The sequence below is a fragment of the Actinoplanes sp. NPDC049548 genome, from assembly GCF_040676695.1.
Classification (GTDB): Bacteria; Actinomycetota; Actinomycetes; order Mycobacteriales; family Micromonosporaceae; genus Actinoplanes.
The window spans coordinates 402,403-417,860 of sequence record NZ_JBFAPM010000001.1; the positions used below are offsets into that span (position 1 = coordinate 402,403).

General features: G+C 70.6%; 10 protein-coding genes and 1 pseudogene. 4 read left to right on the plus strand and 7 right to left on the minus strand.

Features of this window, described 5'->3' with window-relative positions; all coding sequences use genetic code 11:
- Positions 1–88 precede the first annotated feature (88 nt).
- A complete protein-coding gene (gene hemB, locus AB0J80_RS01915; protein WP_364699234.1) occupies positions 89–1,078 on the plus strand; it encodes a porphobilinogen synthase in 990 nt (329 codons plus the stop codon).
- Between the two features lie 12 nt (positions 1,079–1,090).
- Here hemB and AB0J80_RS01920 read toward each other — a convergent pair whose 3' ends face one another.
- The 4 genes and pseudogenes from AB0J80_RS01920 to AB0J80_RS01935 form a co-directional block, all read right to left on the minus strand.
- Positions 1,091–1,252 (minus strand): hypothetical protein, encoded by a 162-nt coding sequence (locus AB0J80_RS01920; RefSeq protein WP_364699236.1) that lies wholly within the window; start codon positions 1,250–1,252, stop codon positions 1,091–1,093.
- Between the two features lie 179 nt (positions 1,253–1,431).
- Positions 1,432–3,756 (minus strand): annotated as a pseudogene (locus AB0J80_RS01925) (endonuclease); the annotation flags it as partial.
- A 143-nt stretch (positions 3,757–3,899) separates the two neighbouring features.
- On the minus strand, positions 3,900–4,919 hold the full coding sequence (locus AB0J80_RS01930; protein ID WP_364699238.1) for a GNAT family N-acetyltransferase: 1,020 nt from the start codon (positions 4,917–4,919) through the stop codon (positions 3,900–3,902).
- An 81-nt stretch (positions 4,920–5,000) separates the two neighbouring features.
- Positions 5,001–6,623, minus strand: a complete 1,623-nt coding sequence (locus tag AB0J80_RS01935; protein ID WP_364699240.1) for a murein transglycosylase — start codon at positions 6,621–6,623, stop codon at positions 5,001–5,003.
- A gap of 121 nt (positions 6,624–6,744) precedes the next feature.
- Between AB0J80_RS01935 and AB0J80_RS01940 the strand changes: the two genes are divergently transcribed.
- On the plus strand, positions 6,745–6,960 hold the full coding sequence (locus AB0J80_RS01940; protein WP_364699242.1) for a zinc ribbon domain-containing protein: 216 nt from the start codon (positions 6,745–6,747) through the stop codon (positions 6,958–6,960).
- Positions 6,961–7,688: 728 nt separating this feature from the next.
- Positions 7,689–10,595 (plus strand): adenylate/guanylate cyclase domain-containing protein, encoded by a 2,907-nt coding sequence (locus tag AB0J80_RS01945; protein ID WP_364699244.1) that lies wholly within the window; start codon positions 7,689–7,691, stop codon positions 10,593–10,595.
- A gap of 28 nt (positions 10,596–10,623) precedes the next feature.
- Here the strand turns inward: AB0J80_RS01945 and AB0J80_RS01950 are convergent, their stop codons facing one another.
- On the minus strand, positions 10,624–11,124 hold the full coding sequence (locus AB0J80_RS01950) for a phospholipase (protein WP_364699246.1): 501 nt from the start codon (positions 11,122–11,124) through the stop codon (positions 10,624–10,626).
- Positions 11,125–11,330: 206 nt separating this feature from the next.
- Between AB0J80_RS01950 and AB0J80_RS01955 the strand changes: the two genes are divergently transcribed.
- A complete protein-coding gene (locus AB0J80_RS01955; RefSeq protein WP_364699248.1) occupies positions 11,331–12,344 on the plus strand; it encodes a potassium channel family protein in 1,014 nt (337 codons plus the stop codon).
- Positions 12,345–12,480: 136 nt separating this feature from the next.
- On the opposite strand, the gene AB0J80_RS01960 is transcribed toward AB0J80_RS01955, so the two are convergent.
- Together AB0J80_RS01960 and AB0J80_RS01965 are read right to left on the minus strand one after the other, a co-directional pair.
- Complete coding sequence (locus AB0J80_RS01960; protein ID WP_364699250.1) at positions 12,481–13,512, minus strand: 2-oxoacid:ferredoxin oxidoreductase subunit beta; 1,032 nt, start codon at positions 13,510–13,512, stop codon at positions 12,481–12,483.
- The gene (locus AB0J80_RS01965; RefSeq protein WP_364699252.1) at positions 13,505–15,358 is read right to left on the minus strand and encodes a 2-oxoacid:acceptor oxidoreductase subunit alpha; all 1,854 of its coding nucleotides are present in this window, start codon (positions 15,356–15,358) and stop codon (positions 13,505–13,507) included. The genes AB0J80_RS01960 and AB0J80_RS01965 overlap by 8 nt, the downstream gene beginning before the upstream one ends.
- Positions 15,359–15,458: the final 100 nt, after the last annotated feature.

Consider the following 15,458-nt stretch of genomic DNA (forward strand, 5'->3'; position numbering starts at 1 on the left):
GTTTCGCCGGCGTTCGGTGGCCGGTATCAGCATGGTTCGTAGTTTGTGGTTCGTCGGCTTGAGGGCCGGCCCGGCTCAGGGAGTGAGCATGGCGTATCCCGATATCCGCCCCCGCCGGCTGCGGCGCTCGGCCGCCATGCGGCGGCTGGTCGAGGAGACCCGGGTGTCCCCGGCCGAGCTGATCCTGCCCCTCTTCGTCAAGGAGGGCCTGACCGAACCGCGGGCGATCTCGTCGCTTCCCGGCGTTGTGCAGCACTCCCGGGAGTCGCTCCGCAAGGCCGCCCGCGAGGCCGCCGGGGCCGGGGTCGGCGGTCTCATGATCTTCGGCGTACCCACGAACGAGCACAAGGACGAGACCGGCTCCCGGGGCCTCGACCCGGATGGCATCCTCAACGTCGCGATCCGGGACGTCATTGCCGAGGTCGGCGACGCCACGGTCGTCATGAGTGATCTGTGCCTGGACGAGTTCACCTCCCATGGCCACTGCGGCGTCCTGGCTCCCGACGGCACGGTGGACAACGACGCCACGCTGGACCTCTACGCGCAGATGGGCGTCGCGCAGGCCGAGGCGGGCGCCCACGTGGTCGGACCCTCCGGGATGATGGACGGTCAGGTCGGCGTGGTCCGTCGCGCCCTCGACCAGGCCGGCCACCAGGACGTCGCTGTCCTCGCGTACGCCGTCAAGTACGCCAGCTCCTTCTACGGCCCGTTCCGGGAGGCCGTCGAGTCCACCCTGCAGGGCGACCGCCGCACCTACCAGCAGAGCTCCGGCAACGTTCGCGAGGCGCTGCGGGAGGTGGAGCTGGACGTGGCGGAGGGCGCGGACATGGTGATGGTCAAGCCGGCCCTGCCCTACCTGGACGTGGTGGCCGCGGTGCGGGACCGCGTGGACGTGCCGGTGGCCGCCTACCAGGTGTCGGGCGAGTACGCGATGGTGGAGGCGGCAGCCGCGAACGGGTGGCTGGACCGAGAGGGCGTGATGCTGGAGACCTTGACGTCGATCAAGCGTGCCGGTGCCCAGATCATCCTCACCTACTGGGCGACCGAGGCCGCCCAGCTCCTTCGCGCCCGCTACTGACCATCGGCGCCCCTAGTCCGGGGGCTCGATGTTCACCGGGCCGGGTGTCTCCCCGCCCTGCTCCGGTCTGTCGCTGTAGGGCTGCTCGCCGGGCTCCCAGGGCTCGTCCGCCGACCCCTTGTTGACCCGCACGTCTTCGTCGTCCTCGAGTGGTTTCACGGGCTCGTCTGTCATGCGGCGAACCTACCCCGCGGGGGCCCCGGCGATTCGGTTATCCACAATGCGCGGCTGTCCACAGGCCCTCCGCGCCGTCCTCGCTCTTCCGGCACCCTGGCCGCGTGCTCTCAGCCGTACCGAAAAAGGAAACTGCCGGGCCCGCGCAGCGCGGACCCGGCAGTGTGCAGCCGTGCCTGTCAGTCGTCGTTCTTGATCGTGCCCGTCGCCGACGGGTCGGTCTGGCGGACGTCGCCCAGGCCCGCAATGGCGAGCGTGAACGTCTCGTCCGCCTCCTTGAGGCGGTCGCCGCGAACCCTCACGGTGAAGCTCGTCCCGGTCTGACCGGCGGCGATCGTCTTGCACCCGAGATAGGGGTCGAAGTCGATCAACGGCCACGCCGAGCCGGGCACCGCGGTGGCGCAGACGGTGAGCGGCTGGCTCAGCGGCCGCGACAGCGTCACCGGGAAAGCGAGCGGCGTGGTGCCGCTGTCGCCCTCGGCGGTGCTCGCGTCGGCCGGCCGCAGCGCCGCCTTCGACTGGAAGCGGGCGATCTGCGGATCGTGGTCGCTCGAGCCCTTGGAGCCGTTGGCCTCGTCCTCGGCCGCCCAGTCCGCGTTGATGTGCGCGGCCCGCATCTCGATCAGGTCGCCGTGCAGGGCGTCGTTGACGAAGAGGTTGTCCAGCGTCTGGGCCTGCCCGTCGAAGACATAGGAGTAGGCCGAGGAGGGAGCGTCGGCCACCAGGTCGTCCCAGAGGTTGTGCAGCCCTGCCTCGTAGAGGGCGCCCAGCTGGTCACCCGGCTTGGCCGGCACCGGCTCGTCCGGCCGGGGGAACACGTTCAGGTCCCCGCCGTAGGCGAGGCGGGCGTGGTCGTCGCTGCGCTCGATGGCCGTGGCGATCGCCGCGCCGTAGGCGGCCTGTTCGCGGCGCTGACCGACCCGGCCGTCGGGGCCGGAGCTGAAGTGGTTGCTGATCGCCCAGAGCCGGAAGTGCTCCTTGGCGTTCGGGGCCGCCTTCACGTCGAAGAGCGCCACCTGCGGAGCCCGGGTGTAGACGTTGCTGCCGTCGACGCCGGTGGACCGGTCGACGTCGGCCGGGAGAACCGCGTTCAGCGTCTTCGGGTTGGAGACGTCCGCGTTGCTCGCCAGGGCGGCACCGCGGTATTCGACCTGCGGCGAGGAGCCGAGGATGGGGTCGTCCGCCGACGCGGTGGCCAGCGACAGCCGGTCGGTGCGGTAGAGGAACGCCGCGGTGATGCCGCGGGCGTCGGCGCCGGAGCGGTCGAACGCCGTCGCGTAGGAGGGCCCGCCCGAGTTCTTGATCGTCAGCGCCAGGTCCTGGAGGGTGTCCGGCTGCCCGTCGGCGTTGTTGGTGTCGCCGCAGCTCAGCGCCGCCCCGGAGACCGTGCAGATGTCCTGGTCCTCCGCCTCCTGAGCCAGGATCACGTCGGGGGAGTGCATGCTGTTGACGATCTGGTCGGCCAGGTTCCCGAGCTTCTCCGTGTAGTCCGCCTCGCTCGCCGGCACGTAGTCGAACGGCGGGCTGACCCCCGGGCACCCGGAGTTGCCGGTGAAGTCGCAGCCGTCGAACGGGTCGTCGCGGAAGTCGTAGAGGTTCTCCACGTTGTACGTCGACACCGCGAACTCCGAGCCGCGCTTGGCGGCCTTCGGCGGGTTGTTCTTCGACGGGTCGGCGCCCGGGGTGAACGCCACCTCCGAGGGCTGGACGCTGTACTTGTTGAAGGAGTAGTACACGCCGCCGACGCCGTCTGTGGACAGTGTGTCGAAGGTCTTCGCCGCGGGCAGCAGGACGGTGCTGTCACCGGCGCTCGCCTTGACGCCGAGCGGGCCGAGCAGGACACGGTTGCCGTTGCCGTTGTCGAAGCGCGCGGGGTCGTCGTCCAGCGGGTGGGCGTCCCGGAAGACGCGCCGGGCGTACGGGTCGTCGCGGTCGAGGAGCGCGTCGTCCTTGTCCACGACCCAGATCTCCGAGTCGGCGGTGTCGCTGAAGACGTTGCGTCCCGAAACGACGCCGGAGCCGGCCCGGGCACGCAGCTGCATGCCCTCGTGACGCTCCCAGAAGAGGTCGGCGGCGGCCGCGTCGGCCGGCGGGGCCGCGTCGTCGATCTGCACCTCGCTCAGCGGCACGTCGGACGCGATCTTCGTGACCAGCGACGCGCTGGAGAGCTGCGTCATGGAGAAGTACTCGGCGACCCGCGCCTTGACGACGATCTCGTCGCCCACGGTCGGGACGTAGCCGCCGATGAGCGAGGTGAAGGAGCCCATGAAGACGAAGATGCCGTCGGAGCTGGTCGGGTCGCCGTCGTCGGCGCCCTTGCGGCTCTGAAGGAAGAAGCCGTTCTGGTCGGCCCCGGCGGCCGTACGAGCCAGCGTGCGCTGAGTGACGACGCCGCGCACCTCGTAGAGCGCGCTGCTGCTGCCGTTGCCCGACGCGTTCGCCAGCGGCGAGCGATGGGTACGCGGTGCGGACGTGGTGCTTCCCTGCACCGCGCCGACGGTCAGCGGGTCGTCAGCCGCCCGCGCGACGCCTGGGATCAGCACAGCCGTCAACATGGGAACAGCAAGAATGGGCAATATGCGTGGGTAGCGCACGGAGCCTCCACAGCGGAGCTTGATAAGGGGTACGCCGACCCTAAAGCCCCAGGTCAGTCCGTGGGTTCCACTCTCTGTACCAGTTGCGCAACGTCGGCGCCGTATTCATACCAATCCCGGTCGGACTGGAAGCCCAACTCGGCATTAACCTTCAGCATCGACTCGTTGTGCTGGGCGTTCCAGGTCTGCACCTCGCACAGCTCCGGCTCGGCCTTACGGAGCTCGAGCAGCATCCGGGCCTTGATCGCCCGGTCGATCCCGTAGCCGCGATGCTCACGGACCACGATCGTGTCGTACTGGTCGGCGCGCTCCGGGTGCTGCGCCGGCACGACCACCTCGGTGAGGCCGGCGACGACCCCGGTCGCCTCGTGCATGGCCAGTACGATGTAGGGCTTCAGTCCGCGCCGGTGCAGCGTGTCCAGGCTGTCACGCAGGCGCTGCGGGTCGGACGAGCTCGGGCGCAGGTCCAGGTCGTTGTCCTCGTCCTGGCCCACAAGCTTCGCCTGCGCGTACGCCTCCAGCAGGTGCTCCGGTGGGCCGCCCGGGTGATACTCCACCCTGTAGTCGGCGCTGATGCTGCCGGCCATGGCGCCGAGCGCGTTCCAGTCCACGCTGGACAGGTTGAGCACGCTGCGGGTCTCCACGTACTCCCGCTCGAAGCCGAGCGACTCGTAGAACGCGATCGCGGGAGTGTCGCCGATGGCCTCGACACCGATCGACGAGAAACCCTCGAGGTACGCCCGGCGGGCGGCCACGGCGACGAGCTGTTGCCCCAGGCCCCGGCGGCGCAGATCGGGATGAACCAGCACCTCCAGCACCCCGATGTCACCGAGCAGCAGAAGCGTGACGTGCCCGAAGACCGTGCTCTCGCCCTCGGGGAGGCGGTCGTCCTCGGCGACCCAGCTGATGCGGCGCTCTCCGGGCATCGTCTCGGCCAGATACTCCCTGACCTGCACGTCCTGCCACGGTGGATCGTCCGGGAGGTCCGCTGCCAGCACCTGGTTCAGCGTCTCCACGAGCGATCGGATCTCCCCGTCCGACGCGGACCGGGGATCCCATTCACGCACCCTCACCCGTACAGCTTGCCGGTATCTCGACCTTCAGGGAAGGCCCGGGTGCGCAAATGTACGCGACCCGTCACTGTGGGTTGTCCCTCACGCCCGGCTCCGGACGCCGTACTCGTTCGCCGCGTCGAAGACCTTCTGCGCATACGGGCGGACGGCGTTATAGGACAGAATCGCGTCCCACCAGACGTCCGCTCTGGACAGGTCCCGGCCGCCCTTGCACAGGTAGACCGCCGTGGCGAGGGAGGCGTCGTCGATGTCGTTCGGGTCCGAGACGCCGTTGTTGTCGGCGTCCACCGCGTTGCCGACGGAGATCTCGTTCCACGTCTGCGGGATGAACTGCAGCGGACCGATCGCCCGGTCGAACTGCGGGTCCTTGTCGAGCAGTCCCTGGTCGGTGTCCCGGATGAGCTGCCGGCCGCCCTTGCCGTCGAGCGGCAACCCGAAGATCGGCGGCGACACGGAACCGTCCACGCCGAGCACCGCGCCGTTCGCGCTGCCGTGCGCCGACTCGACCTTCGCGATGGCGGCGATCGTGGTCCAGCTCAGATGGCAGGTCGGGGCCGTCCTGCCGACGACGAGCTCCGCATACCCGTACGCCTGGACCGCGACGACGGGAATCCCGACGCGCGTGCCGGTCTGCTGAGCCCAGCCCGACAGGGCATCGGCAGGCCGTGCTCCGGGAATGCCGACGGGCGCCGTGGTGGGCAGGCCGCCGCCCACGACGGCCGGCGCGGAGCTCAGGCCCGGCGCACCCGGGACCCCGCTCAGGCTTGGCACGGGCGCCGACGGCACCCCGGCCTCCACCCCGAAGGCGGGCGTCGCGCTGGGTGCCGGCACCGACTTCAAAGCCTCCGGTACGAGATAAGCCCCGGCGGTCCCGGCGGCGCCGAGCAGCAGCAGGGCAATGATCGCGGGCAGCACGAAGCGGCCGGAGGGACGCTTCGCCCAGTCGGACGTGCTCCGGGCGACGCGTGCGGGATTCGCCTTCCGGAGCACCCGCGTGGCGCGCCCCCGGGCAGCGAGCGCTGCCACGGTGGCCGAAGGGGCGGCCGAGCCGCCCTCCGGGCTGTCCTTTGCGGCCGGCTGGTCGCCGGCCGGCTTGGCTGCTTCAGTGGTCCCCGCCTTCGCCCCGGTCTCCCCCCGCTCGGACCCGGTCTTCGCCACGGCTCCGCCTGGCTTTGTCTCCGTCTTCCCTGCTATCTCGCCCGGGTCGGGCTCCGTCTTCGCTACGGCTTGGCCCGGCTGGGGCTCTGTTTCCCCTACAGCCTGGCCCGGCTCGGGCTCGGTCTTCGCCGCGGTCTGGCCCGGCTCGGTCTCCGACGGCTTGATCTCTGCCGGCTTGATCTCTGCCGGCTTGATCTCTGCCGGCTTGATCTCTGCCGGCTTGATCTCTGCCGGCTTGGTCTCCGACGGCTTGATCTCTGCCGACTTGGTCCCAGACGGCTTGGGGAAATTCGCGGGCTTGGGCGTCTGCGCGGGCTCGGCGGCTCGCGGCGCCTGGGTCGGCTTCGCCTGCTCGGCCTCCGCGGCGGGCCTCACCGCCTCGGCGACGGCAGCCGGCTTGACGCTACGCGCCGGTTCGGCCTTGCCGGCGCTCGCGGGCTCGCTTGCCGGTGTCAATTCCTCGGGCGCCGCACCCGAGCTGCCCAGCGGCCCGCCGAGATGCGGTGCCGCCGGACGCTTCGAGGGTGTCTGCTGCCCGTCAACCACCCGCAGAAGACTACCGCGCGGAGACCACCCGGGATCTCATGCACCAGGGCCGATGCGCGGTGTCCACAACCACGCACCTGCGATGCAGCGGATCGCCCGGCCCAGCCCATACCCTGTTCGGATGCCGCGATACGACTTCCGATGCCGCGCGTGCGGCGACACGTTCGAGCTCAATCGCCCCATGGCGGAGGCGTCGGCCCCCGCAACGTGCCCGCAAGGCCACACAGACACGGTCAAACTGCTCTCCACGGTTGCCGTGACGGGCCGCGGCAGCGCGGTGCCCTCAGCACCGAGCGGCGGAGGCGGCGGCTGTTGCGGAGGGGCGTGCGGCTGCTGACGCCCAGTGCCCACCAGCGTGCGCAACCTGCGTCCGGCGCCCGCCGGCGCCGCCCGGCGGCGTCCGGCGCCCGGCGGCGCGTGTCACCGGCCTGCTGCGCCCGGCGGCCCGTGCCACCGGCACACGGCGCCCACCGGCGTGCGCCACCGGCACCCGGTGTCCACCGGCGTGCGCCGCCCGCACCCGGCGTCCACCGGCGTGCGCCACCGGCACCCGGCGCCCACCGGCGTGCGCCACCGGCATCCGGCGGGCCGACCGCGACCAACGGCAGGACGGACTGGGTCACCGATTCCGCGACCTGCGACCCGGTCACCTGAACCGGAAACGTCGAGCCGCCGTGTGCAGTGTGCCGCCGGGCAACGCCGCCGCGGCGACAAGCGGCTTGCGCAGGGCGAGCGCGAGCCCAGGGCAACCGTCCAGCCAGGACGGTCCCTGCTCGTGATCGGGTGGTCACCTGCCGAAGTCGCACAGGTCATCGCACCGGGTGACTCTTGTGGGTACGCCCGTTCAGCCCGGTGGAATTGACCATCCACCGCGTGTCTAGACCATGAACCGGGTCGTTACGTCACGCGTAGTGCCGTGCGTAAACGTCGATGACTCGTCCGGGGGTCGTCCTTCCGGGGTCGGCCGTGGCGGGTGGACGGTTACCGACCGTTTCTACGATGTGCCGTGTGATTGCGGTGCGGCAGCATGGAGCGCGACTTCCCGAGGGGGCGGAGGTTCTCACCGTGTCGGTACGGACCGAGCTGCCGAGTGGGCTGGTGACCTTCGTGTTCACCGACATCGAAGGCTCGACGCGCCTGGCCCGGATGCTCGGCGATGAGTACGGCAGCGTCCTGAACGCTCATCGCGGCGTTCTTCGTCGTGCTCTGCGTAATCACTCTGGCGTCGAGCTTTTCACTGAGGGTGATTCTTTCTTCATCGCTTTCGGGGACGCCGCAGCCGCCGTCGCGGCCTGCGTCGCGTCACAGCGTGCACTCGCGGAGTACCCGTGGCCGAGTCCCGAGGTGGCGCCGCGGGTCCGCATGGGACTCCACACCGGATGGGCCAAGCCGGTCGCCGGTGAGTACGCGAGCGCCGAGGTGCACCGGGCCGCCCGGGTCGCCGCCGCTGCGCACGGTGGACAGATCCTCTGCTCAGAGGCCACCGCCCTGGCCGTCACGACCTGGTCGCTGGATTTCCTGGCGGTGCCCCGGTCCGAAGGGGCTCACGCCGAAGCCGGCCCGCGGCGCTGGCGGCGGGGTGCACTGCGCGACCACGGAACGGCGCGGAACGGCGGGGTCTTCAGGAAGAAGACCGAAGGCATGCCCCGAGACCTGCCTCGTGACTCTGTGCCATCCACATCATCACACGGAGTGCCTACCTGGGTTGCTCTGGAAGCCCTGACGGCTGATGCCGCCGCCGGCGGAGCGATGACGGACGTCGACCTGCTCGACCTCGGCCTCCACCGGCTGCGCGGCTTCGACGACGCCGAGCGGCTCTTCCAGATCCTGGCTCCGGGGCTCGAACGGTCCTTCCCGCACCCGCGCACCGGCGCTGCCCCCACCCACAATCTCCCCGCGCCGGTCACCTCCTTCGTCGGGCGGCAGGCCGAGGTCGCCGAGCTGCGGCAGCTCGTCGGCACGCACCGGCTCGTCACCGTCGCCGGTTCCGGTGGCTGCGGCAAGAGCCGGGTGGCGCTCGTCGTGGCGGAGCAGGTGCTCACGACGTACCCCCAAGGGGTCTGGGTTGCCGATCTCTCCGAGGGGCGACCGGAGGCGGCCTTGGCCGCCGCGATGGGCGTGCGCACCGAGCCGGCCCGGCCGCTGTTCGACTCGATCGTCGAGCGGTGCCGCCGCGGCCGGATGCTGATCGTCCTCGACACCTGCGACGCGCTTCCGGGCGATGCCAAGCGGCTGGTCCAGCGGCTGCTGACGGCCTGCCCGCGCCTCGACGTGCTCGCCACGTCGCGGGCGCCGCTGGGGGTTCCGGGTGAGCTGGTCTGGCGGCTGCCACCGATGGTTCCCGCCGACGCTTATGCGTTGTTGGCGCAGCGGGTGGTGGCGGCTCGTGGTGGCAGGCCCGGCATGGGGGACGAGGCCACCGAGCTCGGGCGGGTCGCGTCGAGGCTGGACGGTCATCCGCTGGCGATCGAGCTCGCCGCCGACCGGCTGCGCCTGCTCACCGCCACCCAGCTCGGCGCCCGCCTGGACGATCCCATCGCCGCCCTCGACGCCGGGCGCGAGCCGGCCGAGCCGCCGGCCGCCGACGGGTTGCCCGTCGGCGTGTCCAAGGTGGGAGGACGCCTCGACGGGTTCGGGATCGGATGGGATCGGCACCACAGTCTGACCCGCAATCTCGACTGGTCCTACCGGGGCTTGAGCGGAGCGGCCGCCGCCCTGTTGCGCCGGTTGGCCGTCTTTGCCGGGCCGATCGAGCTCGCCGCCGTCGAGTGGTCCGGAGGGGACGCCTTCGGCGCCCTGTCCGAGCTCGCCGACCGGTCGCTCGTCGAGGTCGTGTCCGGGCCGCGGTACCGGATGTCCGAGCAGGTCCGGGCGTACGCGATCCGCCGGCTCCTCGCCGCGGGGGAGGAGCGGCAGGCTCGCGACGGGCACGTCGACTGGTCGTTGCACACCCTCGACGGCGTGGTGGTGGACACCGACGGGCAGCCGCGCACGGTGTCGCTCACCGAGCTCTCGCCGTACGTGAAGGAATGGGAGGCCGCACTCCGCTGGACCGTCGCGGGCGGCAATCCTCGCGCGGGCCTGAAGCTGGTCGGCGCGCTGGACCCGTGGTGGCGCGAGCACGGCGGCGCGCGCGAGGGCCGCGACCTGCTGTACCGCCTCTACGGACGGCTCGAGGGTCTGACCGTGGCGAGCGCCGAGATGGCATCCGCCTACCTCGTGCATGCCGGGCTCTCGTGGGACCGCGACGAGCGAGAGCGGTTCCTGGATCGTGCCGAGACGGCGGCGCGGGCGGCCGGGGACTCCGCCCTGGTCGTACGCGCGCTCGCCGGTCACCGTGTCTCACTCATCGAGGCGGGCCGCACCCGGGAGGCCGAGCAGGTGTGCCGGGAGGTCATCGCGGCCGCGGACCGGACCGGGGTGCCGGCGGCCGCGCTGCCGACGATCATCGCGCTGGCCGAGCTGCTCTGGCGGCGCGACGCCCTGGACGAGGCCGCCGAGCTGCTCGGCGGGGCGAGGATGATCGAGGCGGTACGGCCGGAGGACCGTGGCCGCCGTACCGTCGACTGGCTGCTCGGGATGGTCGCCCTGCGCCGCGGTGACCTGGTCGCCGCGCACGACCATCTCGTGGTGGCCCTGCGGTCCCGGCTGCGGCACGGCTTCCGGGGTGCCGCCGCCGACGCTGTCGCGGCCCTCGCGGTGCGGTGTGCGCTCGGCGGCGACGCCGTCACCGCGGCGGTGCTCTTCGGTGGCGCGGAGTCGGTGCGCGGCGCGCGCCGGGCGACGCAGTTCGGCGCGTTCTGGTCGGCGCAGCAGACGGCGTTGCGGCGCAGGCTGGGTGACTCGGCCTTCGACGCGGCGTACGCGGAGGGCGCAGCCATCGGCTTCAGCCGGGCGGTCGCGACCGCGCTGGCCGTCGAGCACCCCGACCTCGAACACGGATCGGCCCGCTTCGCCCAGTCCGTGGCGTGAGGAGCGGGCGAAGCGGGCCGCAGCCGGGCTATCGCAGCTGCGTGCGCGCCCGGTCGATGTCGGACGGGTTCACCGCCTCGAGCGAACCGAAGATGACCACCGCCTGGTAGTAGGTCCAGGCCACGCTGTAGCAGGCCGGCTGTTGCAGGCTGCTGTACGTCGCGCACTTGCGCTTGAGGTCGGCGTAGAACATCGAGTCCAGCCTCGACTTGTTCGCCGAGAAGGTTCCCAGGTCCTTGTAGTTGCGGTAGCCGAAGTCGTGGTGCCAGCACGACAGGGTGAAGTCGAAGCCGAGCGGGTTGTCCGGGCTCGACGAGCAGTAGTCGGTCGACCAGTCGAACTGGTACGACGCCCAGGGCTCGCGGTCGAGGCGGGCGGCGTTCCAGGCGTTCGTGCTGGCCGCTGTCGTCTGGGTCCAGGACGACAGGACTTCGGCCTTGGTGGCCGCGGCCCGGGCGACGGCCGCGGGCGCGAGGAGGGCGACGGTGGAGACGAGGATGACGAGCGTACGGCGGAGCAACCGGTGCATCGAGACCTCCAACGGTGGGGCCCCTCGTGAGGGCCGCTGCCCGTCAGTGTTCGAGTTGTCACCGAGCGCATACAACGGCGTCAATCGATTTTCCTTAACAATGTTCTAACTTACCGGCGGGTATTCCGCGGCGGGGCATTCCTGTGATGTCCTGGAAAAGGCTGTGGATCCGGCCGCTATGGTGTGAACGTGCAGGCGGACGTCCGGTGATCCATCTACCGCTGGTCAGACAGGGACCGCTGCGGGCGCTCGCCGTGCGGGTCGTGGCCGCGGTCGTCCTCGTGCTGCTCGTGGTCGGGCTGATCTATCTCGACCGGGACGGCTACCGCGACGTCAACGAAGACGGCCTGACGCTGCTCGACTGCTTCTACTACGCGGTCGTGTCACTCTCGACCACCGGCTACGGCGACATCACCCCGGTGACACCCGACGCCCGCCTGGTCAACATCGTGTTCATCACCCCGGCGCGCGTGCTCTTCCTGATCATCCTGGTCGGCACGACCCTCGAGGTGCTGACCGACCAGTACCGGAACAGCCTGCGGGTCAGCCGGTGGAGGCGAAAGTTGAAGGATCACATCATCGTCTGCGGCTACGGCACCAAGGGCCGCGCGGCGATCGGGGCTCTGCTCGAGACCGGCTACGACAAGTCACGCATCATCGTCGTGGAGAACCGGGAGGCGGCCCTGCGCCAGGCCGCGGCGAACGGGCTGGTCGCCATCGAGGGCAACGCCACCCGCTCGTCCGTGCTGCTGGAAGCGGATGTGAAGAACTGCAAGTCGGTCATCATCGCCACCGACAGCGACGAGGCGTCCGTCCTGATCTCGCTCACGGTCCGCCAGCTGACGGCCGGCCAGGTGCGCATCATCGCCGCCGTCCGCGAGCAGGAGAACGCCGCCCTGCTCAAGCAGAGCGGCGCCCACCACGTCATCGTGTCGTCGTCGACCGCCGGGCGCCTGCTGGGCCTGACCACCACGACGCCGCCGCTCATCGACGTGGTCGAGGACCTGCTCACCCCCGGGCAGGGCATGGCGCTGGCCATGCGCTCCGCCGAACGCAGCGAGGTCGGTCGCAACCCGCGGGAGCTGCAGACCCTGGTGGTCGCGCTCATCCGGCGGGGCAAGGTCGTGGCGCTCGGCGGCGAGCACGCCGAGACCATCGAGACCGGCGACATGCTCATCTACATCCGCGACGAGGAGAACAGCGTCGCGGCGAGCGTCTGAAAGATCAAAATCAGGTTGTCGTAGCTCGGTGGGTGGTGCAGACCGTCGCTCCCGCCGAGGGCCGGGTCCGGGAATCCAATCGCCTGGCGGCTCATGACCGGATTCCCGCACCCGGCGACGTGCGGGAGTGGCTGAGCTACAGGATCGTCCAGGTGTCGCCGGCGCTCAGCAGGTCGCCGAGCATCTGCTCGGGCGTACCGGTCGCCTGCGCCTTGGCGTCCTGCAGCTGCTTCTGGAGCAACTCGTCGTACGAGGGCCGGCGGACGTTGCGGAACACGCCGATCGGGGTCGTGTTGAGGTCCGAGCCCGACAGGCGGCTCAGCGCGAACGCGTACGCCGGGTCGTCCACTGTCGCGTCGTGCACCAGCGGACTGCCGCCCTCCTGCACCTGCAGGCCGAAGCTGCCCTCGGGGTGCACGACGGAGTAGCGGTTGTCCGTACCGAAGGTGATCGGCTGGCCCTGCTCCAGGCGGATCAAATGCTCGTCGCGGGTGGTCGGGTCCTTGATCAGCTCGAACGCGCCGTCGTTGAAGATGTTGCAGTTCTGGTAGATCTCCACGAAGGCCGAGCCCTCGTGCTCCGCCGCCGCCCGCAGCACCGACTGCAGGTGCTTACGGTCGGAGTCGATCGTGCGGGCCACGAAGGTGGCCTCCGCGCCGAGCGCCAGCGACAGCGGGTTGAACGGCGCGTCGCTCGATCCCACCGGCGTCGACTTGGTGATCTTGCCGAGCTCGGAGGTCGGCGAGTACTGGCCCTTGGTCAGCCCGTAGATCCGGTTGTTGAACAGCAGGATCTTCAGGTTGACGTTCCGTCGCAACGCGTGGATCAGGTGGTTGCCGCCGATCGACAGGGCGTCACCGTCACCGGTCACCACCCACACCGACAGGTCCGGCCGCGACGCGGACAGGCCGGTCGCGATCGCCGGCGCGCGGCCGTGGATCGAGTGCATGCCGTACGTGTTCATGTAGTACGGGAAGCGGGACGAGCATCCGATGCCGGAGACGAACACGATGTTCTCGCGCGGGATGCCGAGCTCCGGCATGAAGCCCTGCACGGCGGCGAGGATCGCGTAGTCGCCGCAGCCCGGGCACCAGCGCACTTCCTGGTCGGACTTGAAGTCCTTGGCGGTGAGCTTCACCGGGGTGAGCGGAATCGTCGGGCTAGCCATTCTTGACCACGTCCTCGAGCATGTTCTCCAGCGTCGCGGCGGTGAAGGGCAGGCCGCTGATCTGGTTGAAGGGAACCGCGTCCACCAGGTACTTCGCCCGGATCACGTGGGCCAGCTGACCCAGGTTCATCTCCGGGACGATCACCTTGTCGTATGCCTTGAGCACCTCGCCGAGGTTCGCCGGCAGCGGCGCCAGGTGCCGCAGGTGTGCCTGGGCGATCGGCAGGCCACGCTGACGCAGCGCCCGGCAGGCGGCGCCGATCGGCCCGTACGTCGAACCCCAGCCGAGCACCAGCACGCGCGCGTTCTCGTCCGGGTCCTCGACGGCGACGTCGGGCACGGGGATCTGCTCGATGCGCTCCGCGCGGGTCCGGACCATGAACTCGTGGTTGGCCGGGTCGTAGGAGATGTCACCGGTCTTGTCGGCCTTCTCCAGGCCGCCGATGCGGTGCTCCAGGCCGGGCGTGCCGGGGATCGCCCACGGCCGGGCCATGGTCTCCGGGTCCCGGAGGTACGGCAGGAAGCGCCCGTCCTCGCCGTTCGGCCGCGTCGCGAACTCCACCCGCAGGTCGGGCAGCTCGGAGACCTCGGGCAGCAGCCACGGCTCCGAGCCGTTGGCCACGTAGTTGTCCGACAGGAGGATGACCGGCGTGCGGTAGGTCAACGCGATCCGCGCGGCCTCGATCGCGGCGTGGAAGCAGTCCGACGGCGACTTCGGCGCGATGACCGCCAGAGGCGCCTCGCCGTGCCGGCCGTACAGCGCCATGTTGAGGTCGGCCTGCTCGGTCTTGGTCGGCATGCCCGTCGACGGCCCGGCCCGCTGCACGTCGACGATCACCAGCGGCAGCTCGAGGGCGATCGCCAGCGAGATGGTCTCGCCCTTGAGCGCCACACCGGGCCCGGATGTGGTGGTCACGCCCAGCGCGCCGCCGTACGAGGCGCCCAGAGCGGCACCGACCGCGGCGATCTCGTCCTCGGCCTGCATCGTGGTGACGCCGAAGCGCTTGTGCTTGCTCAGCTCGTGCAGGATGTCCGAGGCCGGCGTGATCGGGTACGCACCCAGGAACACCGGCAGCTGCGCACGCACACCGGCGGCCACCAGCCCCAGCGCGAGCGCGGCGTTACCGGTGATGTTCCGGTAGGTGCCCGGCAGCATCTTCGCGGGCTTGACCTCGTAGCGCACCGAGAATGTCTCGGTGGTCTCGCCGTAGTTCCAGCCGGCGGTGAAGGCGGCCTTGTTTGCCGCCACGAGCTCCGGCCGCTTGGCGAACTTGCGCTCCAGGAACCGGAGCGTCGACGCGTACGGCCGCGAGTACATCCAGCTCAGGAGGCCGAGAGCGAACATGTTCTTGGCCCGCTCGGCGTCCTTCTTCGCCACCCCGGAGTCCGCGAGCGCGGCCACCGTCATCGATGTCAGCGCGACGGGATGCACCGCCCACTGCTCCAGCGAACCGTCCTCGAGCGGGCTCACCGCATACCCGACCTTGGCCAGGTTGCGCTTGGAGAACTCGTCGGTGTTCACGATGATGTCGGCACCGGCGGGCAGGTCGGCGAGGTTGGCCTTCAGGGCGGCCGGATTCATGGCGACCAGCACGTTCGGCGCGTCGCCGGGCGTGAGGATGTCGTAGTCGGCGAAGTGCACCTGGAAGCTCGACACGCCCGGCAGGGTGCCTGCGGGCGCCCGGATCTCGGCCGGGAAGTTGGGCAGCGTCGAGATGTCGTTGCCGAGCTGAGCGGTCTCCGAGGTGAACCGGTCGCCGGTCAGCTGCATGCCATCACCGGAGTCCCCGGCGAACCGGATGACCACACGGTCGAGCTGCTCGACACGCTTCGCGGGAGCGGCCACGTTCAGACCTCCTGAGGGAGCCGGCCGGCGGGTACGCACGTCGATGAGCCGGCCCGCAATCGTCACTTCCAGCCTACGTCGGCGCCCCTTACCGCCGCCG

Coding starts and splice junctions, on each gene's coding strand:
- hemB (WP_364699234.1), top strand. CDS start 89: ATGGCGTATCCCGATATCCGCCCCCGCCGGCTGCGGCGCTCGGCCGCC.
- AB0J80_RS01920 (WP_364699236.1), bottom strand. CDS start 1,252: ATGACAGACGAGCCCGTGAAACCACTCGAGGACGACGAAGACGTGCGG.
- AB0J80_RS01940 (WP_364699242.1), top strand. CDS start 6,745: ATGCCGCGATACGACTTCCGATGCCGCGCGTGCGGCGACACGTTCGAG.
- AB0J80_RS01950 (WP_364699246.1), bottom strand. CDS start 11,124: ATGCACCGGTTGCTCCGCCGTACGCTCGTCATCCTCGTCTCCACCGTC.
- AB0J80_RS01960 (WP_364699250.1), bottom strand. CDS start 13,512: ATGGCTAGCCCGACGATTCCGCTCACCCCGGTGAAGCTCACCGCCAAG.